This is a genomic window from Streptomyces albus subsp. albus, from assembly GCF_000725885.1.
Classification (GTDB): domain Bacteria; phylum Actinomycetota; class Actinomycetes; order Streptomycetales; family Streptomycetaceae; genus Streptomyces; species Streptomyces albus.
In genome coordinates this window covers 235,677-260,121 of sequence record NZ_JODR01000005.1, presented here as the reverse complement: position 1 = coordinate 260,121, position 24,445 = coordinate 235,677, and the positions used below count along the sequence as shown (strand labels likewise).

22 protein-coding genes and 3 pseudogenes are annotated in these 24,445 nt (G+C 73.0%); 10 read left to right on the top strand and 15 right to left on the bottom strand.

Annotated elements, in window-relative coordinates; translation table 11 throughout:
• The first annotated feature begins 55 nt into the window (after positions 1 to 55).
• The 3 genes from IO40_RS0107285 (at position 56) to IO40_RS33270 (ending at position 5,143) form a co-directional block, all read left to right on the top strand.
• A complete protein-coding gene (locus IO40_RS0107285) occupies positions 56 to 1,678 on the top strand; it encodes a substrate-binding domain-containing protein (protein WP_016471729.1) in 1,623 nt (540 codons plus the stop codon).
• Positions 1,675 to 2,976 (top strand): NAD(P)/FAD-dependent oxidoreductase, encoded by a 1,302-nt coding sequence (locus IO40_RS0107280; RefSeq protein ID WP_016471728.1) that lies wholly within the window; start codon positions 1,675 to 1,677, stop codon positions 2,974 to 2,976. The genes IO40_RS0107285 and IO40_RS0107280 overlap by 4 nt, the downstream gene beginning before the upstream one ends.
• 196 nt (positions 2,977 to 3,172) lie before the next feature.
• Positions 3,173 to 5,143, top strand: coding sequence for an endo-beta-N-acetylglucosaminidase (locus IO40_RS33270; RefSeq protein WP_051719273.1), 1,971 nt, complete (start codon positions 3,173 to 3,175; stop codon positions 5,141 to 5,143).
• 36 nt (positions 5,144 to 5,179) lie between these two features.
• On the opposite strand, the gene IO40_RS0107270 is transcribed toward IO40_RS33270, so the two are convergent.
• Entirely contained in the window at positions 5,180 to 6,631 is a 1,452-nt protein-coding gene (locus IO40_RS0107270) for an amidase (protein WP_016471726.1), read from the bottom strand.
• A 119-nt stretch (positions 6,632 to 6,750) separates the two neighbouring features.
• Between IO40_RS0107270 and IO40_RS0107265 the strand changes: the two genes are divergently transcribed.
• Positions 6,751 to 7,377 carry a TetR/AcrR family transcriptional regulator gene (locus tag IO40_RS0107265; protein WP_016471725.1) on the top strand — a complete coding sequence of 209 codons (627 nt, stop codon included), beginning with the start codon at positions 6,751 to 6,753 and terminating at the stop codon, positions 7,375 to 7,377.
• A gap of 82 nt (positions 7,378 to 7,459) precedes the next feature.
• On the opposite strand, the gene IO40_RS0107260 is transcribed toward IO40_RS0107265, so the two are convergent.
• The gene (locus tag IO40_RS0107260) at positions 7,460 to 8,218 is read right to left on the bottom strand and encodes an AraC family transcriptional regulator (protein ID WP_030407274.1); all 759 of its coding nucleotides are present in this window, start codon (positions 8,216 to 8,218) and stop codon (positions 7,460 to 7,462) included.
• Positions 8,219 to 8,302: 84 nt separating this feature from the next.
• Here IO40_RS0107260 and IO40_RS0107255 point away from each other — a divergent pair, with 84 nt between their 5' ends.
• A complete protein-coding gene (locus IO40_RS0107255) occupies positions 8,303 to 9,109 on the top strand; it encodes a sulfite exporter TauE/SafE family protein (RefSeq protein ID WP_199813903.1) in 807 nt (268 codons plus the stop codon).
• Positions 9,110 to 9,139: 30 nt separating this feature from the next.
• Here the strand turns inward: IO40_RS0107255 and IO40_RS0107250 are convergent, their stop codons facing one another.
• Positions 9,140 to 9,442 (bottom strand): helix-turn-helix transcriptional regulator, encoded by a 303-nt coding sequence (locus tag IO40_RS0107250; RefSeq protein ID WP_031175080.1) that lies wholly within the window; start codon positions 9,440 to 9,442, stop codon positions 9,140 to 9,142.
• Positions 9,443 to 9,511: 69 nt separating this feature from the next.
• Here IO40_RS0107250 and map point away from each other — a divergent pair, with 69 nt between their 5' ends.
• Positions 9,512 to 10,294: a type I methionyl aminopeptidase gene (gene map, locus IO40_RS0107245; protein WP_030407277.1), complete on the top strand. Its 783-nt coding sequence runs from the start codon at positions 9,512 to 9,514 to the stop codon at positions 10,292 to 10,294.
• An 87-nt stretch (positions 10,295 to 10,381) separates the two neighbouring features.
• On the opposite strand, the pseudogene IO40_RS33265 reads toward map, so the two are convergent.
• Positions 10,382 to 11,145, bottom strand: a pseudogene (locus IO40_RS33265) (SDR family oxidoreductase).
• Between the two features lie 148 nt (positions 11,146 to 11,293).
• On the opposite strand from IO40_RS33265, the pseudogene IO40_RS33260 reads away from it, so the two are divergent.
• Positions 11,294 to 12,094, top strand: a pseudogene (locus IO40_RS33260) (helix-turn-helix transcriptional regulator).
• 58 nt (positions 12,095 to 12,152) lie between these two features.
• On the opposite strand, the gene IO40_RS0107230 reads toward IO40_RS33260, so the two are convergent.
• From IO40_RS0107230 to IO40_RS0107200, 7 genes are all read right to left on the bottom strand, one after another.
• The gene (locus IO40_RS0107230; RefSeq protein ID WP_031175079.1) at positions 12,153 to 12,728 is read right to left on the bottom strand and encodes a hypothetical protein; all 576 of its coding nucleotides are present in this window, start codon (positions 12,726 to 12,728) and stop codon (positions 12,153 to 12,155) included.
• Positions 12,725 to 14,104, bottom strand: a complete 1,380-nt coding sequence (locus IO40_RS0107225; RefSeq protein WP_031175078.1) for a hypothetical protein — start codon at positions 14,102 to 14,104, stop codon at positions 12,725 to 12,727. The genes IO40_RS0107230 and IO40_RS0107225 overlap by 4 nt, the downstream gene beginning before the upstream one ends.
• Positions 14,101 to 14,934, bottom strand: coding sequence for an ATP-binding cassette domain-containing protein (locus IO40_RS0107220; RefSeq protein ID WP_030407280.1), 834 nt, complete (start codon positions 14,932 to 14,934; stop codon positions 14,101 to 14,103). The genes IO40_RS0107225 and IO40_RS0107220 overlap by 4 nt, the downstream gene beginning before the upstream one ends.
• Positions 14,931 to 15,749, bottom strand: a complete 819-nt coding sequence (locus tag IO40_RS0107215) for a zf-HC2 domain-containing protein (RefSeq protein ID WP_030407281.1) — start codon at positions 15,747 to 15,749, stop codon at positions 14,931 to 14,933. Before IO40_RS0107215 ends, IO40_RS0107220 begins: the two co-directional genes overlap by 4 nt.
• Positions 15,746 to 16,249 (bottom strand): RNA polymerase sigma factor, encoded by a 504-nt coding sequence (locus IO40_RS0107210; RefSeq protein WP_041968721.1) that lies wholly within the window; start codon positions 16,247 to 16,249, stop codon positions 15,746 to 15,748. The genes IO40_RS0107215 and IO40_RS0107210 overlap by 4 nt, the downstream gene beginning before the upstream one ends.
• Before the next feature lie 229 nt (positions 16,250 to 16,478).
• Entirely contained in the window at positions 16,479 to 17,408 is a 930-nt protein-coding gene (locus IO40_RS0107205; protein WP_031175077.1) for an LLM class F420-dependent oxidoreductase, read from the bottom strand.
• Between the two features lie 107 nt (positions 17,409 to 17,515).
• Positions 17,516 to 18,244: an SDR family oxidoreductase gene (locus IO40_RS0107200; protein ID WP_016471712.1), complete on the bottom strand. Its 729-nt coding sequence runs from the start codon at positions 18,242 to 18,244 to the stop codon at positions 17,516 to 17,518.
• 217 nt (positions 18,245 to 18,461) lie between these two features.
• On the opposite strand from IO40_RS0107200, the gene IO40_RS0107195 reads away from it, so the two are divergent.
• Entirely contained in the window at positions 18,462 to 18,935 is a 474-nt protein-coding gene (locus IO40_RS0107195) for a MarR family winged helix-turn-helix transcriptional regulator (protein WP_016471711.1), read from the top strand.
• 372 nt (positions 18,936 to 19,307) lie between these two features.
• Complete coding sequence (locus tag IO40_RS0107190) at positions 19,308 to 20,159, top strand: CPBP family intramembrane glutamic endopeptidase (RefSeq protein ID WP_016471710.1); 852 nt, start codon at positions 19,308 to 19,310, stop codon at positions 20,157 to 20,159.
• 31 nt (positions 20,160 to 20,190) lie between these two features.
• Here IO40_RS0107190 and IO40_RS33255 read toward each other — a convergent pair.
• The 4 genes and pseudogenes from IO40_RS33255 to IO40_RS0107170 all read right to left on the bottom strand — a co-directional run bounded on the left by IO40_RS33255 (position 20,191) and on the right by IO40_RS0107170 (position 23,597).
• Positions 20,191 to 20,792 (bottom strand): annotated as a pseudogene (locus IO40_RS33255) (TetR/AcrR family transcriptional regulator).
• Between the two features lie 71 nt (positions 20,793 to 20,863).
• A complete protein-coding gene (locus IO40_RS0107180; RefSeq protein WP_031175076.1) occupies positions 20,864 to 21,961 on the bottom strand; it encodes a C45 family autoproteolytic acyltransferase/hydrolase in 1,098 nt (365 codons plus the stop codon).
• Positions 21,961 to 22,176, bottom strand: a complete 216-nt coding sequence (locus tag IO40_RS0107175) for a hypothetical protein (RefSeq protein WP_016471707.1) — start codon at positions 22,174 to 22,176, stop codon at positions 21,961 to 21,963. Before IO40_RS0107175 ends, IO40_RS0107180 begins: the two co-directional genes overlap by 1 nt.
• Positions 22,155 to 23,597 (bottom strand): purine-cytosine permease family protein, encoded by a 1,443-nt coding sequence (locus tag IO40_RS0107170; RefSeq protein WP_016471706.1) that lies wholly within the window; start codon positions 23,595 to 23,597, stop codon positions 22,155 to 22,157. The genes IO40_RS0107175 and IO40_RS0107170 overlap by 22 nt, the downstream gene beginning before the upstream one ends.
• 86 nt (positions 23,598 to 23,683) lie before the next feature.
• Between IO40_RS0107170 and IO40_RS0107165 the strand changes: the two genes are divergently transcribed.
• A complete protein-coding gene (locus IO40_RS0107165) occupies positions 23,684 to 24,367 on the top strand; it encodes a TetR/AcrR family transcriptional regulator (protein ID WP_016471705.1) in 684 nt (227 codons plus the stop codon).
• Positions 24,368 to 24,445 lie beyond the last annotated feature (78 nt).

Below are 24,445 nucleotides of genomic sequence, written 5' to 3'. Positions count from 1 at the left end.
GTCCCGGCCGGGACCCGGCAGACGGTCACCACCACCGGAATCGGGAGAGGCGCGGGTGCGAAACGGTCAAGAGCGGGGCGGACCGCCCAGCATCGTCGAGGTCGCCCGGGCAGCCGGTGTCTCCACCGCGACCGCCGGCCGGGTGCTCGGCGGCTACGGCCAGACCAGCGCCGCCTCCCGCACCAAGGTGGAGGAGGCGGCCCAACGCCTCGGCTACCGCCCCAACGGCCTGGCCCGCAGCCTCATCCACGGCTCCACCGAGACCGTCGGCGTGATCGTCACCGACATCGGCAACTCCTTCTTCGCCAGCGCCGTCCGCGCGGTCACCGACGTCGTACGCGCCGCCGGGTACGAGATCCTGCTCGCCAACACCGACTCCGACCCGGCCGCGGAACAGCGCGCCCTGACGGTCATGTGGGAGAAACGCGTCGACGGGCTGATCATCGCCCCGCAGGGACCCGGCACCGCCGAACGTCTGCGCACCATGGCCGAGGCCGGGCTGCCCACCGTGCTGCTCGACCGGCCCCTCGCCGCCCTCCCCCAGGTCGACCAGGTCACCATCAACAACACCGCCTGCGCCCGCAGCGCCGTCAACCATCTGACGCGGCTGGGACACCGGCGCATCGCCGTCGTCAGCGAGGCCGCCCGCGAGCTGGACCGGCTGCGCGACAAACCCGTACGGGACGGTGACGACGAACGCCCCAGCGCCGCGCGCCTCGTGGGCTACCTCGCCGCGCTGCGCCGCGCCAGCGTGGAACCCGACCCCGCCCTGGTCGTCCACTCCCCCTACGACCGGGACGCCGCCGAGCGCGCCGTGCGGCGGCTGCTGCGCAAGAACCCGGACGTCACGGCGCTGTTCTGCACCGACAACGTGCTCTCCTCCGGTGCCGTGGCCGCTCTCCAGAGCAGCGGGCGGTCCTGCCCGGAGGAGATCTCCCTCGTCGGTTTCGACGACCAGGACTGGACGACGCTGGTCCACCCGCGGCTCACCGTCGTCCGCCAGCCGCGCCGCGAACTGGGCACGGCCGCCGGACGGCGGCTGCTGGAGCGGATGGCGGAGCGGGCCCGGAGCCGCGCGGGAACGACGGCCACGGGACACGACGACGGCAGCGCCGACGGACCGGTGGCGGCGCAGGACGCCGGGCACCGGCACCCGGCGACGGACCGCCCGGCCGGCGAACGCATTGTGCTGCGCGGGCGGCTGATCATCCGCGACTCGACGGGGCCCGCGCCGCGGTCGGCGGAACCGGTGGGGACAGCGGCGGAGGCAGCGGCTGGGGCAACCGCGCGGCCGGCGCGGGAAGCGGCGCGGCCGGCTCGCGAACCGGCGGGGCCGGCACGGGAAGCCGATGGGCCGGCACGCGGATCGGCGGAGCCGGGGCGCGGATCGTCGGGTCCGGCAAGCGAAACGGCGAGGCCGGCACGGGAAGCCGATGGGCCGGCAGACGAACCTGCCGGGGCAGCGCACGGATCGTCGGGTCGGGCGCGCGAAACGGCAAGGCCTGCAGGGGAAACGGCGCCGGCGCACGGGCCGGCAGGGTCGGCACAGGCAGCGGCGGAGCCGGGGCGCGAACCGGCGAGGCCCGCGCCGGATGCGGCGGCGCCGGGGCGCGGACTCGCGGGGCCGGGTGCCGGCCGCCGGGGCGCCGGATCACCGGTCGAGGAGGAGAGCGCGTGAACCGTCCCGCCCGTATCGCCGTCGTCGGTGGTGGCGTACTCGGCGCCGCCCTCGCCCACCGGCTGGTGCGGCACGCCGCGTCCCCGGGTACGGCGGAGAGCCCGGCACCCGGCGTATCCGCCCCGGCCGTCACCCTGCTCGACCGTGCCGAGCCCGGGCACGGTACCTCCCGCTGGAGTCTGGCGTGGCTCAACTCCAACGGGGTGCCCGACCGCGGCTACCACGATCTGCGCACCGCCTCGCTGGACGCCTGGGCGCGGCTGGCCGAGGAGGCGGGCGGCGCGGAATGGTACCGGCCGGTGGGCAACATGCGCTGGGCCGATCCCACGCCGGCCGACCCGGACGACCCCGCCGAAGGCGGGAAGCTCACCGAGCGGGTACAGCGGCTGCGGCGGTGGGGCTACGCCGCCGAACTCGTCCCGGCCGAGCGGATCCCCGCCCTCGAACCGGCCCTGCGGCTGCCACCGGAAGTGCGGGAGGTCGCCTGGTACCCGGAGGAGGGCTATGTGCGCACCGAACGGTGCGTCGCGGCGCTGCTGGCCGGGCTGCGGAAGGCCGGCGGGGACCTTCGCACCGGGAGCGCCGGCCACGTCATCGCCCTGGAACGCGCGGACATCCCGGGCGCGCCCGGCGAGGGGCCCGGTTCCCGGCCCGGCGGCTGGCTCCTGCGCACCGCGGACGGGAGCACCCTGCGGGCGGACGCGGTGGTGTGCTGCGCGGGCCGCTGGACGCCACAGGTGACGGGCCTGGCCGGGACGCCGGTGCCGCTCGTGGAGCCCACGGCGCCCGGCTCACCCGCGCCGGGACTCGTCGTACGGGCCGGACCGGTGGCCACGCCGCTGACCCGCATCGTGCACACGCCGCACGTCCATCTGCGCCCGCACTGCGAGGACGGCGGCGCAACCGTGCACCTGGAGGCGGGTGACGTGCACGTCGGCCTGCACACGCCCGCGGAGGAGCTCGACCGCTGGGCGGAGACCCTGCTGACACGGGCCCGCGCGCTGGTCCCCGGACTGGCCGGGGCCAGGGTGCTGGAGCGCCAGGTGTGCGTACGGCCCCTGCCGCCGGACGGCCGCCCGGTCGTGGGCCGCGTACCCGGCACGGGAGACGGGGCCCGGCAGGGGGCCGAGTCCGCGGACGAGGACGGGAGCCGCACCGACGGCCCGTACGTGGTCGTCACCCACAGCGGTGTCACCCTGGCGGCCGGCCTGGCCGAGATGGTCGCGGCCGAACTGCTCACCGGACGCCCGGAGCCGGCCCTGGAGCCGTACCGTCCCACGCGGCTCCGACGCGACTGAGCGGGCCACCCCGGAAAGACCCGTCCCCGAGGGGCCGAGACGGTGGTGCGGCGACGGCGAGCAAGGCACGAGGATCACCGGGCGCCCGTCGCAGGCACCCCGCATCAGGGTGAACCCCGCGCGTCGGTGGCGGTCGTCGCGGTGCGGCGCCCGTGGGGCTGGTGTGCCGCGACGCCAGCGACGAAAGCAGGGACCGATGCCCTCTGCCACCACGGGCTCCGACCCCCGGGACAAGCCCCCGTACGTCTCCCACTGGCACCCCGGACCCCGCGATGTGCCCGACGGCTCCACGAGCATCCTGGGCTGGTCCCCGGCCACCGATGTCGATGCACAGTTCAACCGCAGCCTCGTCCCGCTGCGTCCGCGCACGTACTCGGCGAAGCTGCGCACCAACAGCAAGGCACGTGGGGGCGAGGGGCGGATCATGTCCTGTGCGGAGTTCTGGACCACGGACAAGAACCCCTCGCAGGGCGTCGACGACCACCGCTACTACGCGTTCAGCCACTGGCAGTACGTGGATGTGCTGGTGTTCTGGGCCGGGGTCGCCAGCGGTGGGCTGATCTGCCCGCCCAACGGGCACATCACCGACGCCGCCCACCGCAACGGCGTCAAGGTGTACGGCAGTGTCTTCTTCCCCCCTCTCCGCGACGGGGGCGAACCGGTGTGGGTCGAGGACTTCGTCCAGCCGGGAGCGAGCACGGGCGAGGAGCGCTACCCGGTGGTGGACAAACTGATCGAGGCTGCCCAGTACTTCGGTTTCGACGGCTGGTTCATCAACTACGAGACACCGACCGACGAGAAGACCGAGGCGGCACTGCGGAACGTCCTCGCCTACGCCCGTGCCCGCTCCGACATCGAATTCACCTGGTACGAGGCTTTCCGCTACGAACTCGCCGACAGCGGCGACGGCAGGAACGAGTTCTGTCTCCAGGACGGGGCGCGGAGGGTCTGCGACTCGATCTTCATCGACTACGGCTGGGACGACAGTTCCATCACGCGTTCGATTACCGTCGCCGAGAAGATCAAACGCGACCGGTACGACGTGTTCTACGGGCTGGAGCTCGTCCGCAAGGTTCCGGAGAACCCCGGCCGGGCACGGCTGGTCTGCCCCGCGAACTCACAGCACCGCGGCTCACTGGCCCTGTTCGCCGCGCACACGGTCTCCAACCAGCCCAAGGAGCCGAAGGACGCCTGGCTCGGGCACTTCTACCGAGCCGAGGCCGACTACTGGACAGGCCCCTGTCACGACCCGTCCGACACCGGCTGGCCCGGCATCGCCGCACACGTCGTCGAGCGCACCACCATCACGTCCCTGCCGTTCGTCACGCACTTCAACGCGGGTCACGGCACGTCCTACCACCACGCCGGTCAGGTCACGCGCCGGGGCGGGAACGGCTGGGCCAACCTCTCGTTGCAGGACGTCCTGCCCACCTACCGCTGGATCATCCGCCCGAGGGGCAACTCCCGTATGGCCGCCTCCTTGTGCTTCGAGGAGGCGTGGGAGGGAGGCTCGTGCCTGCGCCTGACCGGCGCTCTCGCCCCCGAGTTCGACGTCTCCGTACACCTGTACCAGACCCGGCTGACCGCGCCGGCCGGCGCACGCCTGACCGTACGGGCCAAGACCCCGTCCGACCCCAAGTTCAGTCTCCGCGCTCTGGTCGTCCTCGACGGGGACCCGCCCAACACGGTGGAGGTCCCGCTGACCACCACCGACACCGGCGGCTGGAAGACCTACACCGCCGCTCTGCCCCAGCAGGGGGCCGGGACCGTTCTCCAGCTCGGCCTCAAGCTCGCCCTGGACCGCACCGCCAGGACCGACCTCGCCTACGACGTACGGGTCGGCCAACTCGCCCTGCACACCGAAGCCTTCACCGCGCCGGCGGCGCCCACCGCGCTCACGGTGGACCACGCCACCGCCCTGTCCCCCACCAGCAAGGCGCTGCGTCTGTCATGGACGCCTCCCACCCCCGGCGAGGCGGTCCACCACTACGAGGTCCACCGCGGCACGACCGTACTCAGCCATCTGGCCGCCACCCCCAACACGGTCGCCTACCTGGCCCGGCTCGACCGGGAAGGCGATACGACCACCACCCTCACCGTCACCTCCGTCGGCCCGGACGGCACCCACAGCGCCACCGGAGCCACGACGACCGTCGAGTGGGGGTGAGCCGGCGGGTGGCACGTCCTGGCCGGGCGACGGTCGTCAGTGCCCCGTGGGGTTGCCCGCCCACAGCGGCGGGACCCGGTCCGACCAGGGGTGCGCCTGTTCGAGCTGGCCGGCGAGGCGGAAGAGGGTGTCCTCCCGGCCGTAGCCGGCCGCGAACTGCATACCGATCGGCAGCCCCGTCTCCGCATCGGCCGCCAGCGGGACGGACATGGCGGGTGTGCCCGCCACGTTGAACACGGTGGTGAACGGCGACATCTCGAAGATCCGGCGGATCCAGCCGAGGCCGTCCAGCTCTTCGGCGCCCTCGGCATGGGTGCCCAGGGGTACGGGAAGCTCCGGGAGGGTCGGGGTGAGCAGCACGTCGTGGCCGGTGAAGTAGCGTCCCAGGCTGCGGGCGACCCGGTTGCGCAGGGCGAGAGCGGCGACGAACTGGGTGCCGCCGACCTCACGGCCGTAGTGGTAGCTCGCGAGGACCGGCGGCTCCAGTGTGGAGGAGTCGACGGGCCGGCCGGTCGCGGCTGCGAGTTCGTCGATTGACGCGGCGAGGTTCGCCGTCCACTGGTGGGCGCCGGCCAGGACGAACTCGTCCCAGCCGACGCCCAGATCCACCTGGACCTCCTCCACCTGGTGTCCGAGGGAGGCGAGCTGCCGCACGGTGCGGGAGAGGGCCTCGGCCACCGGGGCGGCGGTGCGCAGTCCGCCCCACGCCTGGGCCAGGACGCCGATCCGCAGGGAGCCCGGGTCCCGAGTGACCTCCTCCGCGTACGGGCGTGCGGGCTCCTGGGCCCAGTACGGGTCGCCCGGCTCCGGGCCGCGGATCTGGTCCAGCAGGACGGCGCTGTCGCGGACCGTGCGGCTGATGCCGCCCTGTACGGCGAGGCCGTTGAAGACCTCGTCGAAGTCGGGGCCGGCGGAGACCCGGCCGCGGGTGGGCTTCAGCCCGAAGAGGCCGGTGCAGGCGGCGGGGATGCGCAGCGAGCCCGCGGCGTCGGTGGCGTGCGCGAGCGGCACCACCCCGGCGGCGACGGCGGCGCCCGCTCCCCCGCTGGATCCGCCGGCGCTCCGCTCCAGGTCCCAGGGGTTGCGGGTGGCGCCGTACAGCACCGGTTCCGTGGTGGTGCTGTAGGCCAGCTCCGGTGCGGCGGTGCGGCCGACCGTCACGAGCCCGGCGCGCCGGAAGCGGGTCATCAGGAAGGAGTCGAGGTGGGCGACGTGGCCGGCGGCGAGCCGGCTGCCCAGCTCGGAGCGCCGTCCTGCCATGGAGACGCCTATGTCCTTGATCAGGAAGGGGACTCCGGCCAGTGGTGCGCTGCCCGGGGCCGGTTCGTCCTGGGCCGGCCAGGTCTCCACGACGGCGTTGATCCGCGGGTTGACCCGGCGCACGGCCTCGCGTGCGGCTCCCTCCAGTTCGGCCGGGGTGACCTCCCCCTCGGCCACCAGCTGTGCAAGTCCGACCGCGTCGAACGACGCGTACTCGGCAACGTTCACCGTCACTCCCGAAGGTCGATACCAATGAGTCCCGTGTGATACCGAACGGTATCGCGTGGAACTGCCTGGTACCGTAACAGGCCGGGGAGCCACCACCGACCGGACGTCAGGGAGCAGGGATGACAGCAACCGCCAGCAGGCCGGGCAGGGTGGCGAAGCTGCCGCCCCGGGAACGCATCCTCGACGCGGCGGAAGAGCTCTTCCAGAGCGAGGGGATCCGGCGGGTGAGCGTGCAGGCCATCGCCGAGAAGGCCGAGACCACCAAGATGGCGGTCTACCGGCACTTCGAGACCAAGGACGCGCTGGTCGCGGAGTGGCTGCGCATCCTCGCCGCCGACTACCAGGCGGCCTTCGACCGGGCCGAGGCCGACCACCCGGACCGGCCCAGGGAGCAGATCCTGTCCCTGGCCCGTTTCATCGCGGACGGGCTGCCGGCGCTCTCGTACCGGGGCTGCCCGTTCATCAACTCACTCGCCGAACTCCCCGACCGCGCCCACCCCGCACGGCAGGTGATCGAGCAGCACAAGGCCCTCCAGACCCGGCGCCTGGTGGCCATGTGCACCCGGGCCGGACTGCCCGAGCCGGAGGAGGCCGCGGCCGAGATCACCTTCGTTCTCGAAGGGGCGCAGGTCAGCACGCAGAACGGCAGCATCGACCGCACGGCGGAACGGCTGCTGCGCATCGTCGAGGGGATCATCGACCGGGACCGGCCTTCCCGCGAAGCGTCCGGACCGGGCGCCGACTGACCGTCCCCTCCCGTGCGGGGCGCAGGGCTGTCCGCCCTCCCGTGCGGGGCGCGGGGCAGTCCGCCCCCTCGCCCGGCGCAGGTCACCGTCTCAGGGACGAGGGGGCCACGTCGAAGGCGCGGCCGAAGGCGTAGGTGAACGCCGCGGGGGACGCGTAGCCGAGCAGCGCCGAGACCTCGGTGACGGTCTTGTGGCGCAGCAGCGGGATCGCGGCGAGCAGCCGGGCCTTCGCCCGCCAGGCCGCGGGGCTCATCCCCGTCAGCTCGCGGAAGCGGCGGGTGAAGGCGCGTTCGCTCATCGCGGCGGTGCGCGCCCAGTCCGTGTTGCTCACCGCCACGTCGGGGTGTGCGAGATAGCCGCGGCACAGCCGGGAGAACGGCTCCTCGTGCGGCAGCGCCACATGCAAGGGCACCTCGGTGAGGGTGGCCAGCTCCTCCAGGATCAGGGCCACGAGTGCGCTGTCCCGGCTCCTGTCACCGTAGTCGGCGTCCAGTTCGGCGGCGTCCAGGAGCAGTTCCCGCAGCAGCGGAGCGACCTCGACGACGCGGCAGGTGCCGGGCCACCAGGGCACCGCGGCCGGCTCGATGTAGAGGCTGGAGGTCTGTACGTCCAGCATCCGCACCTGATGGCGGACGCGCGGCGGAATGAGCACGGCGCGCTCGCCGGGCACCGTCCATGCCCCTTCGTCGGTCTCGACGAGCATCGTGCCGGTCGCGGCGTAGAGGAACTGCGCACGCCGGTGCTCGTGCCATACCAGCAGGTAGTCCGGCGGGTAGTCGGTCGCGATCGGCAGCACCTCGGCGGGGAGGTGGTCGAACTCGGCGAGGGAGACGTTGCGCACCAGACCAGCCTACGGCCGTTTCTCGATGGTTTCCGTACGAGATTCGTTTGTCGGCCCGTGGCGTTCTCGACTGCAATGGGTTCGGTGAGTGTCGCTGTTCTTCTTGTCATCGGAATTCTGACCGGCCTGACCACCGTGCTCTTCGGCTTCGGCGGAGGCTTCGTCACCGTCCCCGTCATCTTCTGGGTGGACGCCGCCGCGGGCGCCGCCTCCGCGACCATCGCGGTGGCAACCTCCTCGGTGGTGATGGTCGTCAACGCGGCCGTCGCCACCCTGGCCACACCGCGCACCGTGCTCGCCCGTCTGCGCGGGACCACCCTGCTGCTGGCGCTGCTGGGCGCCGGCGGACTCGTCGGGGCGATCGCCGCGACCTTCGCCCCCGAGTGGATCATCGCCTGGGGCTTCGTCCTCTACCTGGCCGTCACGATCGCCGATGTGCTGGCCCGCCCCGGGTTCCTCCGCCCCGCACCCGACGCCCCCGCCGCACGCGGGAGCGACACGTTCGCCATTCCGGCCGCGTCCGGCGGCCCCATCGGTGCGCTCGCCTCGTTCCTCGGCGTCGGTGGCAGCGTCATGACCGTGCCGCTGCTGCGCCGCTCGGGGCTGCCGATGCAGATCGCGGCAACCCTCGCCAACCCCCTCACGCTGTGCATCAGCCTTCCGGCGTGCGTCGCGTTCCTGGCCGCCAACCACACGGCGGGCACCGGTGCGGGGATGCTCACCGTCGGCTCCGTCGACCTCGGCGCGGCCGGGCTGCTCCTGCTCGGTGCCATCCCGGTCGTCGTCCTCCTGCGCCGCAGGCCGCCGCGCATCCCCGACCGCCTCCACGCGTGGGGGTATGTCGCCCTGCTGGTCCTCGTGCTGGGCACCATGCTGGTCCGGCTCGTATGACGGCGGCCCCCCTCCCCGGCGGGGGAGGTTCTACGAGGCCAGCTTTTCAGGTGCGTCGCGGCCGGCCGCGGCCGGCGCGGCGGCGCCCTCGGGCCTGCTGATCTGGGCCCACACCGCGTCGAGCGAGAGGCCGAGGACATCGGCGATCGCCGCGATGGTCGGGAAGGCGGGCGTGGCGACCCGGCCCGACTCGATCTTTCGGAGGGTCTCCGGTGAGACCTGTGCGGCGAGCGCGACGTCGAGCATCGAGCGCTCTCCTCTGGCGCGACGCAGGAGCGCGCCGAGGCGCTGTCCGCGTTCGACCTCTGCGGGAGTGAGCGGCAACCTGACCATGACGCCGATTCTAGTACCGGTATAGTATGGCCGGTATTGTTATTGGCCACCACCGCAGAAGGACGCTCCGTGATCGAGATTCTGACCCCCACCCAGCTGACCCGCGCGAAAGCCACGGGCGCCCTGGTCGCCGACATCCTGCACACATTGAAGAGCCGCAGCGTCCCCGGCACGAACCTGCTGGAGATCGACCGCTGGGCCAAGGAGATGATCGTCGAGGCGGGAGCGCAGTCCTGCTACGTCGACTACGCGCCCTCCTTCGGCCGCGGGCCGTTCGGCCACTACATCTGCACGGCCGTCAACGACGCCGTGCTGCATGGCCGGCCGCACGACTACACGCTGGCCGACGGCGATCTGCTGACGCTCGACCTCGCCGTCCTCCTGGACGGAGTCGCCGCGGACGCCGCCATCAGCTTCCTCGTGGGCGACGCCAAGCCGCCGGAGAGCGTCGCGTTGATCAGCGCGACCGAGCGCGCGCTGGCCGCGGGGATCGCCGCGGCCGGGCCCGGCGCCCGCATCGGCGACATCTCCCACGCCATCGGCACCGTCCTCAGCGAGGCGGGGTACCCGGTCAACACCGAGTTCGGCGGGCACGGCATCGGCTCGACGATGCACCAGGACCCGCACGTCGCGAACACCGGACGGCCCGGCCGCGGGTACAAACTGCGCCCCGGGCTGTTGCTGGCACTGGAGCCGTGGATCATGGCGGACACCGATGAACTCGTCACCGACCAAGACGGCTGGACGCTGCGCAGTGCGACAGGCTGCCGGACGGCGCACAGCGAGCACACCATCGCCATCACCGACGACGGAGCCGAGATCCTCACCCTGCCGCGGCACGCGCAGCCGTGAGGCCGCCGCCCGTCGCCTCCCGCCCCCGGCGCGACGGCGCGAGCGGGCCTCGCGCCTGCGGCCGGCCGGGGGCGCCGGGCGCCGCTGTCACCGCTGGGCGACGGGGCGGACCACGATCTCGTTGACGTCGACCTGCTCCGGCTGGCCGATCGCGTAGGCGATGGCCTCCGCGATCGACACGGGATCCAGTGCCATGGCGTCACGGCGGGCCAGCATCTCGGCGCGGAAGCCGGGTCGGCGACCGCGTGGACGAAGTCGGTGTGCACGAACCCCGGCGAGACGACGGTGACGCGCAGGTCACCGACCTCCTGCCGCAGCCCTTCGCAGACCGTGCGCACGGCCGTCTTCGTCGCGGCGTACACCGACTGCCGGGGAACGGTACGGTACGCGGCCGTCGACGCCACCGTGACCACGTGGCCCGCCCCCTGCCGGCGGAAGACCGGCAGCGCGGCGGCGATGCCGTACAGGACACCGCGCAGATTGACGTCGATCATCTCGTCCCACTCCTCGACGCGCAGCTCCGCCAGCGGGGAGAGGGGCCCCACACATGCGTTGTTGACGAGCACGTCCAGCCTGCCGAAGGCGTCGAGTGCCGTCTCGACGAGGCGGGCAGGGTCCTCGCGCCGCCGCACATCGGTCGGTACGCCGACGGCGCGGCCCCCGCGTGCGCGGATGTCGGCGGCGAGTCCCCTCACGCGCTCACCGCGGCGGGCGCCGAGGACGACCGCCGCCCCGCGCTCCGCCAGCGCGAGCGCGGTGGCCCGGCCTATGCCGCTGCCGGCGCCGGTGACGGCGACCACCTTGTCGCAGGCCTGCGCTCCTGCCGCGTCCGTCCTTGGGGCTGATTCCACTGTTGCTCCGATGTCTCGTGGTGCCGTGCCGCCGAGGCCACTGGCCGGCGGCCGGGACGATCTCGCGGCGTCCCTGCCCGGAGTCTTCCGCAGGCGCAGCCTGGTATACAGAGCCTGCTTATTCTGGAACCGAAGGTGGCACCGACTCATGCAGCACCCCGAAGACCAGCGTCGTGAACTGGGCTTGTTCCTGCGCAGCCGCAGGGAGCAGATCACCCCCGACCAGGTGGGGCTGCCGCACACCGGCCGGCGCCGCACCCCCGGGCTGCGCCGGGAGGAACTGGCGCTGCTCGCCGGGATCAGCGCCACCTGGTACACGTATCTGGAGCAGGGACGGGACATCCGCGTCTCGGAGCAGGTGCTGGGCTCCCTGGCCTCGGTCTTGCGGCTCGGCCGCCACGAACGGGACCACCTCTTCCGGCTCGCAGGTCACGCACCGGCCGCCCAGCCCGTCGACGACGAGCCCCTCGCCGCGCAGATCGCGGCCGTACCGCGGCTGCTTTAGCCGCAGCCGGCCTACCTCATCGCCGACAACTACGACGTGCTCAGCCGCAACCAGGCGGCCGGGGAACTGTTCCCGGACCTCGACGGCACGGCCGACCGACCCGCGAACTTCCTGCGCTGGACGTTCCTCGAACCCGCGGCCCGCGAGATCGTCGTCGACTGGGAGGTGGAGGCGCGCGGGCTGCTCGCCAGGCTCCGTACGCTGGCGGGACGCCGCCCCGGCGATCCCCGGTTCACGCGGCTGATCGACGAACTGCACGCGAACAGCCCTCACGTGCGGGCCTGGTGGCCGCGGTACGACGTACAGGCCCAGCAGAGCGGGCGGAAACGGCTTCGGCCCCCGGGCCGCGGGATCACCGAGTTCGTCTACACGGCCTTCCATCCCGCGGGGCAGCCGGAACTGACGCTGGTCGTCTACGCGGAGGCCGACTGTCCGGCGTCCTGAGTCCGGCAGCGGGCCCGGTGGCCCCGGCCGAAGGTACGGCAGGGGCCACCGGGCGCCTTCAGCGCCGGGGGCCCGCGAGGGCGTAGGCCGCGGTGCCGGCTGCTGTCAGGGCGGCGGCCGTCCAGGTGCCGGCCGCCGCGCCGGGTGGCAGCACCAGCCAGGCCGCCACCCGCATCGGCAGGCTCTCCGGCGGCGGGAGCAGGAGCGAGAACGAGAGCCAGGCGACCGGCAGCGCCCACGCGAACTGCGCGCCGCACAGGGCGGCTCCGAGCGCGGCGAGTCCCATCAGCCCCGCGCTGTCCCGGACGAGGAACGCGGTGGTGCCCAGGTCGTCACCCATCGTCTGCACCGCCAGCGGCACCGCTGCCACGACGGCTCCCCCGAGCAGCACGTGCGCGGCCCTGCGGGGCGCCCAGCGGATCGCGGCCGTGCGGTCCAGCGCGGTGTCCTGCCCGCCGAGCCCCACGGAGACCGCCGTGGCGCCCGCAGCGAGGGTGAGGGCGGCCAGTTGGGGATCGCCGGACGTCCCGTTGCCGACCCGGCTCGCGGCCCATCCGGCCACCGCGCTGACCACCACGACCGCAAGACATGCGGGCATCTGCCGGGAGCGCGCGTACAGCAGCAGCCATCTCATCGGGACGTACCGCCGGACAGCACGGCGAGCGTGTCTCCCTTGCAGGTCAGCGCTGCCTCGTGCATGGCGGCGATCCGCGAGCGCTGCTCGGCCCGCGGCTGAGCCTTGAGCTTGTCCCACACGGGGCGGGCGATCTCGCGCTGGTCACCCGGCTTGTGGGCGGTGCCGTCGAAGGGTTCGAGTTCGCCGAGGACCCAGCCGGCCGCGATGCTCTGCGTGGCGATGTCGGCCAGCGTGCCGCTCTCGTTCTCGCTGCGGGGGAAGCAGGACGGCGCCATGCCTTCGGCGAGCAGGGCCCTGGTCAGCTCCTGGCCCCGGGCGCCGGCGAGCAGCCCGTCGTCGAATTCGACGAAGACGGTCGTGCGGGACCGCTGCGGTGTGTCGCCGAGTGCCCGCGGCTCGGTGCTCTCGCGGATTCTGTCCGGGGCCCGGTCTCCCAGGGCCTCCTTCATGAGGGCCAGTGCCTTCCTGCCGGGGCCCGCGATGTCGTCGAGCCGTGCCCGGTGTGCCTTCGTCACGCACACCGGCCCCTCGCACACCATGGCCGCGGCGGCTTCGTCGACGACGTACGTGTGGCGCGGGTCGGAGGGCAGGACGAGGAGGGCCAGCACCGCGCCCGTCAGGACGGGTGCCAGGGCGAGCAGCCGGCCGCGCAGGGTGGCGGCGGCCAGCAGGGCGAATCCGCTGGCGGCCAGGCCGAGCAGCCACAGCGTCTGTCCGAGGTGCACCGGGCCGGACAGGGTGAGCAGCGCCTGGCGCATCTGGGAGACCGCCGGGGACAGCAGCGAGAGCCGGTTGGGCACCGAGGGCGTGGGCACGGCCTCGTCGTCGAACGCCCGCAGCAGGTTGACGCACACGAAGGCACCCACAGTCAGTGCGGGAGGGGTGAGCGGGGACGGCAGCGCCCGCCCGACGCCCATCCCCAGTACGGCGCCGGCGGCCAGGGCGAGCGCCCCCACCAGTGAGACAGGCAGCCAGCCCAGGTGCGGGTACGCCGTACCGGCGAGCACCCGCACGCCGCCCGCCCCGACGAGCAGCGCGAAGGCCGCCACGAGGGTGAGCGCCGTGGGGGCGGCCAGTGCGGCGGCCCGGTGCCAGGCGGGCCGCGGCGTGCTGGAGAGCAGCTCGGAGACCTTGGATCGGTGATCGCGCAGCCCCTGGAGCGCGCCCGCTCCCATGGCCAGGGGCCACAGGTAGACCAGCAGGCTGCGGGTCCACATGGCGGTGGACGTCCACTGGTCCGTCCATCGCACGGTCCCCCTGCTCCACGGGCCGGGGATCAGGTACAGGAAGGCGAGCGCCGACACCAGGACGACCGCCCCCGCCCACAGGGCCACGGAGCGCCGCAGTTCGGTTCGCAGCACACGGCTGTTCACCAGGCACCCCCGTTCCGGCCGGGGCCGGCCAGCAGCGCGGAGTAGCCGCGCTCCAGGGGGCTGTCGCCCACGTGCTCGGGGCCGCCGGCAGCCGCGAGTTGCTCCGGGGTGCCCTGGAAGACCAGCCGGCCCTCGGCGAAGAGCACCACGTCGGTGCAGGCGGCGGCGACGTCCTCCACCAGGTGGGTGGAGACGACCACGCAGCTGTCCAGCCCCAGTTCCTGGAGCAGTTCGCGCAGGCGCAGCCGCTGGGCGGGGTCCAGACCCACCGTCGGCTCGTCCAGCAGCAGGACGTCCGGGTCGTTGACGATCGCCTGGGCGATGCCGGCCCGCCGGATCATGCCGCCCGAGAGGGCCTTCATCCGCTCGTCGGCGCGGTCGGCCAGTCCCACGCGTTCCACGGCGCGCTGCACCGCCTCGGGGATCTTCGCCTTGGGCACTTCCTTGAGCCAGGCCATGTACTCGACGAACTCGCGCACGCGGAAGCGTTTGTAGTAGCCGAACTCCTGCGGCAGGTAGCCGATCCGGCGGCGCAGCGCGCGGTGGTCCGCCACGCCGCCCACAGTCTCGCCCAGCAGTTCGAGGCTGCCGGCGGCGGGCCGCAGCACGGTGGCCAGTGCGCGGATGAGGGTGGTCTTGCCCGCTCCGTTGGGGCCGAGGAGGCCGTGGACGCCGGTGCCCAGCGTCAGGTCGAGTCCGTCGACCGCCATCCGCCCTCTGCCGACCCGGACCTTCAGCCCGGTCGTCCTGACCTGCCAGGCGTAGGTCGTGGGCGCGAGGTCGGCCGCGCTCACCGCGCGCGTCATGTGCTGTTCCCTTCCGCTGGTCATCGCTGGTCCCCCAGCACGGTGTACGCGCTCCTCCGGGCGATCACGACGCCGGTGCCGAGCGCGAGGATCAGTGCCCATACCGGCAGACCGTCCGCTTCCAGAGCGGAGCCCGTCCGGCCGGCGGCGAGGGCCGGCGCGGCGATCACCGCGGCCCATACGGCGACGAGCGCGATGGCCGCGCGGGTCACACCGATGAGCCCGCCCAGCGCCAGGGTCGCCGAGGTGAAGGCCAGGCACGGCAGCAGCCACTGGGCCACCATCACGCCTGTCGCCCACCCGGCCGCCAGCAGCACGGGCACGGTCACGGCGAGCACGGACGCGGTGCGGCGCAGCACCAGGCGGAGTCCGGCCCGGGGCGCGGAGGCGGTCAGTTCGTACGCCGGGTCCAGGCCCCGCGACCACGAGGCCGCGACCCCCAGTACGGGCAGGACCGGGGAGAGCAGCAGCACCGGTGACACCTCGCCGAAGCGGGGGCCGCCCAGGTCGAGCAGCAGCGCCAGGAGGGTCACGCTCGCGACCATGGCCAGCCACGGCACCATCACCGGCGTCAGCCAGGCCCGCAGCCACACCGGCCGGTGCCGTCGCCGCGGTGCCGGCTCCGTGGCCGCGAGCTGCGGTTCGAGCGCTGACCACACGGTGTCGAGCAGGTCCGTCACGGCGGGGCCCTGTGCCGCGACGGCGGCCGACAGCCGCTCCCGGCACGCTCCGCACGCCTCCAAGTGCGCCTCCAGCGCCCACGTCTCGTCCGTGGGGATTCCGGTGTCCCCTCGCGCGTATGCGTCGATGAGCCGCATCGACGCGTGCTGCTCGCTCATGTCAGCGCCTTTCGCATCGCGATCCGGGCCCGGCGGGCCCGGGTCTTGACCGTGCCTTCGGGCAGCCCCAGCAGGACGGCGGCCTCCCGTACCGACAGTCCGTCGAGCACCAGGGCCTGCAGCACCTGTCTGAGCTCGGGTGCGAGGCAGCGCAGCGCGTCCCCGACGTCGCCGGAGACGGTCGCCGCGAGTGCTTCGTCCTCTGCCGCCGGTGCCGTGCCGGGGACGGCTGCGGCCACGGGCGGTTCGGCGTGGTGAGCTCTGCGCCGGAAGGCGTCGACGAGGCGGCGTGCCGCGATCGTCCACAGCCAGCCGGCCGCCGATCCGCCCGCCGATGTGCCCGCGAACGCGCCCGCCGCGCGCCATACGGCCAGATACGTTTCCTGCATGACCTCGGCGACGATCTGCTCGTCGGCGCAGCGGCGGCGCAGCCGCACGGCGAGCCACGGTGATGTGCGCCGGTACAGCTCTTCGAACGCGGCACGGTCGCCGCGGGCCACGAGGCGGACGAGACGTTCCTCGTCCACCTGGCCCGGTCCTCTCCTGTCTGATCCCACACCCGCCAGACGCCCGGGCGGGAGCACAGGTTTTCCTTTCTCTGTGATCCGCGCCACACACGCCGGGCGCCCGCCGGAGAGCACCAAGGCCCGGGGCCGGGCCCGGCGGCGGGCGCCGGGGCCGGGCCGACGGCGCCGTCACCGGCCGTGTCACGCGTGAACGGGCCGGTGTTCACATCCCGGCCGCACGCACCTTCTCATACACCTCGGCGGCGACCTCCTTGAGCTCCTGGGCGTCACGCGCGCCCTGCTGGAGGTCGACGATGATCTCGTCGAAGCCGATCGCGGCGTGCGGGGCGAGGTCGTCGACGATCTGGCCGGCGTCGCCCTGGAAGAGGGCACGGTCGCGGCCCTCGTACCGCTCGGGGGTGTAGGCGGTGTTGACCCGCAGCACGGTGCGGATCGGTGCGGTGCGGCCCCGTTCGGCCGCCAGGTCCTGGAGCTGCCGCCACTGTGCGGCCGTCTCCTCGGCGCCCACGGCCAGCGGCTGCCAGCCGTCGGCGTGGTCGACGAGTCTGCGCAGGGCCCGCTGGTTGCCCGCCGCCAGCAGGATCGGGATGGGCCGGACGGGTTTGGGGCCGACCACGGACGGTGCGATCCGGGTGGTGGCTCCCTCGTGGCTCACCGGGTCGGGGCCCCAGACCGCCCGGCAGACCTCGATCACCTCGTCCAGCACCCGGCCGCGCTGCTCGAAGGGCCGCACGCCCGCCGCCGCGTACTCGTCGAGGGACCAGCCCGTGCCGAAGCCCGCGACCACCCGGCCGCCGCTCGCCGCGTCGAGCGTGGCGAGGGACTTGGCGAGCTGGAACGGCAGATGCAGCGGCGCCACCAGGACGGACGTGCCCAGCCGGGCCCGTGTAATGACAGCGGCGGCCAGGGAGAGGGTGACCAGTGGTTCGGCCACGGAACGGTAGCTGTCGGGCCAGGGCCTGCCGGGGATGCCGAACAGTCCCTGGGTCATCGGCCGGGGGAAGAGGGCCCGTTCGTAGACCCACAGGCTCCGGTATCCGATCCGCTCGGCGGTGCGTGCCACCTCGGGCACGTCCCTGCCGACGTCGTACTGGTGGTTCTGGGGAAGGCCGAGGCCGAGTGGCACGGTCACGATGCACGAGCTCCTCACATGGTGGGGGATGGGGCGTTCCACGGGCGTGTGCCGGGGCGCCGGGACGGCCGGCCCGTGGGCTTCGCGGCGGCCGGCGCCCGGGGCCGCTAGCGCTGTCCGGCCGGGCGGATGACGAGTTCGTTGACGTCGACGTCGGACGGCTGGCCGATGGCGTAGGAGACGGCTGCCGCGATCGCGTCGGCGGGGATGGGCGCCTCGCGGTAGACGCGGATGGCCTCCCTGGTGGCCGGTTCGGTGATCGTGCCGGCGATCTCGGACTCGACGATCCCCGGGGAGACGGTGGTGACGCGGATGCTCGGGTCGGCTTCCAGGCGCAGGCCCTCGGTGATGGCCCAGGCGGCGTACTTGGTGGCGCAGTAGACGACGCCCATGGGCATGACTTCGTGGGCCCCGACGGAGGCGATGGTGACGAAGTGGCCGGCGCCCCGGCGCTGGAAGTGCGGCAGCGCGGCGGCGATGCCGTGCAGCAGACCGCGGATGTTGACGTCGATGGTCCGGTCCCACTCGTCGGTCAGGAGCGCGTCCAGCCGGGAGAGGGGACCGGTCCCGGCGTTGTTGACGAACACGTCGATGTGGCCGTGCCGCTCCACGGCCATGTCGGCGAAGGCGGTGACGTTTGCCGGGTCGGTCACATCCAGGCGGTGCGCCTCGGCGCTGCCGCCCGCGTCCCGGATCTCGCCGGCCAGTGCGGCGAGGCGGCCGGTACGGCGGGCGCCGAGGACGACGTGGTGCCCCTCGCGGCCGAGACGCAGTGCGGTGGCGCGCCCGATACCGCTGCTCGCGCCGGTGATCAGTACCACTTTCGGGTCAGTCATGGAGTTCCCCTGCCGTTGCTTGACGGGATGTCAGGCCATGCACTGCACTTGCCGCGCCGCGGCGGTGTTTGCGCCGCGACCCTGCGCTTCGGCGCCCCTCGGGGCCGTCGGCGCGGCGATTGGTGACGTGTCACCTACCTGCCGCGAACGATACATGACGCATCACCTACCCGCCACGGTCGTGGGTGACATATCACCTAACTGCTAGGCTGGCCGCGTGGCCGAGCCGAACGAGACCCCCTGGCTGAACGACGACGAACAGCGCATGTGGCGGGAGTGGCTGCACCTCGACGCGGAGCTGCTGGCAACGCTCAACCGCGAGATGCAGGCCGAGGCCGGGCTGTCCAACCCGGACTACCAAGTGCTCGCCGTACTGTCCGAATCCCCCGAAGGGCGCGTCCGGATCTCCGACCTGGCGGCGTCGCTGCAGTGGGAACGCAGCCGGGTGTCCCACCACGTCGCCCGGATGGAGAAACGGGAACTCGTCTCGCGGCTGGAGTGCCCGGACGACGGCCGCGGCGCCTTCGTCCGCATCACCGGGACGGGACAGACCGCCATCGAGCGGGCCGCGCCGGGCCATGTCCGTGCCGTACGGCGCCTGGTCTTCGACGCGCTCACCCCGGAAGAGGTGGCCCGGCTCGGCGAGATCTTCCACCGGCTGCGGTCCCGCATCGGCCTGTCCGCCGAATGAGACGGCACGGACGCTGAGGCCGCCCCGGCCTCAGCTCCCGTCCCGCCACTCCCCCCGGGGCTCACTCCGCCGGTGCAAAACGGCACTCGCCGGCTCCTTCCGGTCCCACGCACGAGAGACGCCTCGGACCTGCCGGGCCGCCCTACAGGGCAGCCGGTACGCGCTCGGCGGCAGTTTCGCGTACAGCCTGCTGTACCCGAAGTGGGGGGCGCACTGCAATGCGCCCGAAAACAGCGGGTGATGTGCTGAGGCACCTGGCGACAGCTTCAGCGAAGGAGAAATGCGGTGTCCGCGCATCACCCCACCCACGCGATACCCCCGGCTTCCGGGAACGCCCCTGCGGAACACGACCGGAAGACGGAGAAAAGCAGAATGCGGGCCTCCGTGCGGCGGCGGCCCCTGTCATGGTTCTTCACGCTCGCTTTCGCCCTCAGCTGGGCGGCCTGGACCCCTTACATCCTGTCCGGGAACGGGACGGGCGTATGGCACTTCACCTTTCCCGGCGGCCAGTTGGGAAGCCAGCTGCTCGGCGTGCTACCCGGCGCCTATCTCGGTCCCATCGCATCCGCCCTGCTGGTCACCACGGTGACCGAGGGACGTCACGGTCTGCGGGTGTGGCGGAGCCGGATGACCCGCTTCCGTGTCGGCTGGGGCTGGTACGCGGTCGTCATCGTCTCGGTCCCGGCCGCGCTGGCGCTGGCCACCAGCGCGGTGACCGGCCAGGAGCCGGTGATGCCGCCTGCCGCGGTGCTCGCCGTCTATCTGCCGGGACTCGTCCTGCAAATGGTCACCACCGGGCTCGCGGAGGAGCCCGGGTGGCGGGAATTCGCCATGCCCCGGATGCAGCGCCGCCACGGGCCGGTGACGGCGACCCTGATCGTCGGTGTGCTGTGGGGGATTTGGCACCTGCCGCTCTTCCTGACCGACTGGGGCGGCGGATCGCTCAACGGGGGCGTCAAGCCGGTGGAATTCGTCGTCACCGTCGTCGCCTTCAGTTTCGTGATGACCTATGTGTTCAACCGGTCCGGTGAGAGCATGCCGCTGGTCATGCTCCTGCACACCAGCGTGAACAATTTCAACAGCGTGGCCTGGTCGGAGATGTTCCCGTCGGTCGACCCCGGGAACATCGACCACGCCTTCCTGCTCGGTTCCGCGACAGCGGCCCTCGTACTGCTGGCGGTCACCCGTGGCCGCCTCGGACTCCGCCCCGCGCAAGAGGCGTGAACCGCGGCCGGCCGGGAGACGGCCGGCCCGGTCACAACTGGTCCAGCAGACGGGCCGCCATGGCGCGGGCACGCCGCAGACGGGTGGCGTCACCCTCCGGACCGGCGCGCGTGACCGCGCCCTCCAGCAGGAAGGCCAGGTGCTCCGCCGTGGTCCGGGCGGTGTCGGGCCGGTCGGGCAGCAGCTCGGCGAGGTGCCCGGCCGGCAGATGCTCGACCTCCTCCTCGTGCCGGCGCACCAAGGCTCTCCCCTCGTCACCGTCGGGCAGTTCCGCGGCGGCGTTGAGCAGCCCGCACCCGCGGAAGCCGGTCCCGCCGGCGGACGCGGCGCTGTCGAGATAGCTGCCGAAGACGGCCAGCACGCCGTCGCGGGGCGTTTTGGCCCGCTGGAGACGGGAGCGGTACTGAGCCAGCCACTTCTCGTGCCGCATCTCCAGGTATGCCCGGACGAGGTCCGCTTTGAGGAGAAGTTGTTGTAGAGGCTCATCTTCGCCACGCCGGCCTCGGCGGTGATCGTGTCGATACCGGTCGCCGTCACGCCGTCGGTGGAGAAGCGCCGCTCCGCTGCGGCCAGCACCCGCTCGCGGGCCGGCCGCCGCCTCCCGGTCTCCGGCGTTCGCTGTGCCCCGCTCATCGGTCACAATCACGATCCTCTCGTGGCCGACGGCCTGGGTGTGCTGTCCGGGCAGCACACCCAGGCGCGGCTCAGGGTGCCGCCGTCAGGACGCGCCAGTCGGTGGTGCCGAGGTCCGCGGGCGTGCCGTCGAGCACGCGGGCCGTGCGGGTGGCCGGCTCCAGGGTGACCGTGGCGAGACCGGCCCAGTGCCGGCCGAGCGGCGCGGAAGGGTCCGGAAGGCAGGTGACCGGGGGCTCACCCGGCCCGGTGACCAGCAGTGACACCAATGCGTCGGTGTCGTCGGGGAGTTCCGGTGAGCCGGCCAGCCGGGCGGCGACGAAGTCGCGGCGCGCGCACGAGTCCGGCTGGTAGAGCCAGGACTTCTCCCCGGGCGTGAGGGAGGGGGTGAGGAAGTGGTTGGTGCGCAGCAGCATGCCGCGCCCGTCCGGGCGCATCTCGTGCACGCCGACGGGGCTGAGGTCCAGGAGCACCGCGTCCCCCGCCGCGTCGAAGAGGGCGAAGGAGCCGGAGGAGGTGAGCGGGGCGGAGCGGACGAGGGCGACGGCTTCGGCGACGCTGCCGGCTTCGGACAGGACCACGGCGGCGAGAACGTGCACGGGAACGCCCTCGGCGACGTCCTGTACGTGGCCGAGGATGTTGAAGTGCAGGGCGAGCCCCGCGCTGTTGACGCCGATCTTGCCGAGGATGCCGTGTTCGGTGAGGGCGGCGACGGCGTGCCGGCCGCCGCTGGATTCCAGGGTGTGCCAGTGGTCGACCAGTTCGACGTGCCAGTCCCAGGTCTGGGTGCCGAAGGTGCGGCCGTCGGGGTGCCGCCTCACGAGGGTGGTGCATTCGCCGGGCGGGACGGCGCTGGAGCGGGCCAGGATCTCGGTGCGGGCGTTGAGGGCTCCGACCTGCCACTCCTCGACTCCGGCTCCGTGTGCGATGCCGGCGATCTCGGCGCGGGACGCCGGGTGGAAGCCGGCGATCACGTCGAGGGTGCGTTCGGCGTCGTCCCGTACGCGGCCCGGGGTGATGCCGCCGAGGGCGAACAGCCGGCCGTAGACGTCGAGGGCGGCGGGAATGCCGTCGCGCAGCCGCTCGCCGCGGGCCACGCCGCGCGCGTACGGGTCGGTGGCCGAGACGGTGATGTGGAGGCGGTGGCCGGGGCGGGGAATGGTGGGCATCAGCTGTTCCTTGCGGGGTGGAGTCGGACGTCGCCGCCGAGGACGGTGGCGCCGGGGAACTCGTGGACGACGGTGGCGGGTCCGCGCAGGGCCGCGGTCTCGTCGGCGGTGCCCACGGCGGCGCTCCGGCCGTCCGTGACGGCAAGGGCCTGACCGGGCCGGTCGCGGCCCAGCGTCTCGATGTGCCGGGCGGTCAGGAGGAGATCGGCGTGCACGGGGTCCTGCCTTCCGGGTCGTGGTCGGTGGAACCGACGGTACGCAGGATCCGGGCGAGCCCCCAGTAGACGAGGGCGGCGACGCCCATACCGGCCGGAATGGCAAGGTCCGTACCGGCCGCGGCGGTGGCGGCCGGACCGGTCCAGAAGGTGGTGCTCGCCCACATCAGCGAGGCGAGGCCGCCGGTGACCAGGGCGAGGATGCCCGGCCAGTGGACGCCGCCGCGGTACCAGAACGGGCCGCCGCGCTGCTGCTGGAGCAGTTGCTCGCCGTGGTACCGGTTGCGGCGCAGGGCCAGGTCGGTGACGGCCACCGCCATGGCCGGGCCGGTGATCACGACGACGAGCTGGAGCATCGTGTTGACGCTGGTGAGGAAGTCGAAGACGAGGATGGCGTAGAGCGTCATCGCGGTACCGAGGGTGCCGATCACCAGGACCGCGGGGATGCGGGCGAGCTTCACCCCCACCGACTGGATGGAGAGGCCGGCGCTGTACGCCGTCATCCCGTTGTTGGCGACGGCGTTGAAGACGACGGCGAGCACGAAGAACGGGACGAACCAAGCCGGCAGGACCGACTCCAGCGCCGCCTGCGGGTCGGACATGTCCAGGCCGGTGGCCGCCAGCGCGCCCACCGAGGTGAAGACGACACCCGGCAGGTAGGCGCCGAACGCCGTCCACCCGGCCACGGCCGCGACGGAGCTGCCGCGGGGCAGGTAACGGGCCAGGTCGGGGCTGTTGTTGTAGGAGAGCGCGGTCGACCCGATGAGGGTGAAGCCGCCGCTGAGTGCGGCGACGAGCGAGGTGCCGTGCAGCGGTGCGGCTGTGGTGTGCGTCCAGTCGGCCGAGGCGAGCACGTAGCCGGTCACGACGACGAACACGACGGTGAGCAGGACGCTCAGCGCGGCGTAGAGGCGGACGATGGTGGCGTGGCCGTAGATCGCGACGAGCAGGGTGACGGCTGCGATCAGGCAGATGACCAGGGCGTCCAGCGGTGAGGAGTCGGGCAGACCCCACTGCCTGGCCAGGCCGATGCCGGCGACCGAGGCGGCCGACCAGTTGAGCGCCAGATAGGCGGAGGCGATCAGCCAGCCGGTCACCACGAGGACGCATTTGTTGCCGAGCACTCCGTAGAAGGCCCGGGAGATGACCGAGCCGCTCGTTCCGGCGGCGGGGCCCCTCGCGGCCAGGATGCCGGTGCGTATCCACAGCAGGTTGCCGGTCAGGATGACGCCGATCGCCTGGGCCAGGGAGAGTCCCGTGAGGATCAGCGAGGCGCCGATGGCGAAGCTCAGATAGCTGACGTTGGGCGCGGCCCAGACGGCGAAGAGCTGGCGGGGTCGTCCGGAGCGCTCCTGGTCGGTGACGAGGTCGATGCCCCGTGTCTCCGGCTGACCTGCACGTGCTGTCTGCTGTGTGGTCATCGTGGCCTCTCGGACGAAGGTGACCCCACCTTATTGGCTGGTTGCCCAGTTAGCTGTTGGGCGCCAATCCAATAGAGTCCGGGTGTATGACGTCAAGACTTCGGCACGAGGAACACGGCGAACACGAGGACCGGCCCAAGCGGATCCGGAAGCCGCCGCAGGAACGCCGTGCGGAGATCGTGCGGACCGCGGCCCGGGTCGCCCTCGCGGAAGGGCTGGAGCTGATCACGCTGCGCCGCATCGCGGAGGAACTGGGGGTGCGGCCCTCACTGATCGGCCACTACTTCCCCGCGGCCGACGATCTGGTCGCCGAGGCGTTCACGCACGCCGCGACGGTGGAGCGGGACTCACTGCTGCCGCACACGGAGCAACCGCTGCCGCCGCTCGACCGGCTCGCGCTCTTCCTCGTCCGGCTCACCGGCGGCGACTACGACGACCTCAGCCGGCTGTGGCTCAACGCCCGCCACCTCAGCCGGTTCAAGGAACCGCTGCGCCGGGCCCTCGCCGCACAGGAGGCGCTGAACCGCGGCGCGCTGGCCGCGCTGATCGAGGAGGGCGGACTCGCCGCACAGGACCCGCTCCGGGCGGCGCTGCACATCCTCATGGCCGTCGACGGCATGGGAACGTACAGCAACACCGGCACCGGGGAGGGCGAACCGCTCCCGGGCGGCCTGCTGGTGGGCGAGCTGGTCCTCGAGACGGCGGAGTCCCGGCTGGGACTGGCGCCCGGCACCCTGCGCGAGAGGGCACGGGCGAACGGGGTGGGGTGACGGTGCGCCACCCCGGAAGAACGACGGCGGACACGGCGGCGGGCCCCGAATCGGCATCACCGGGGCCCGCCGTCGTCC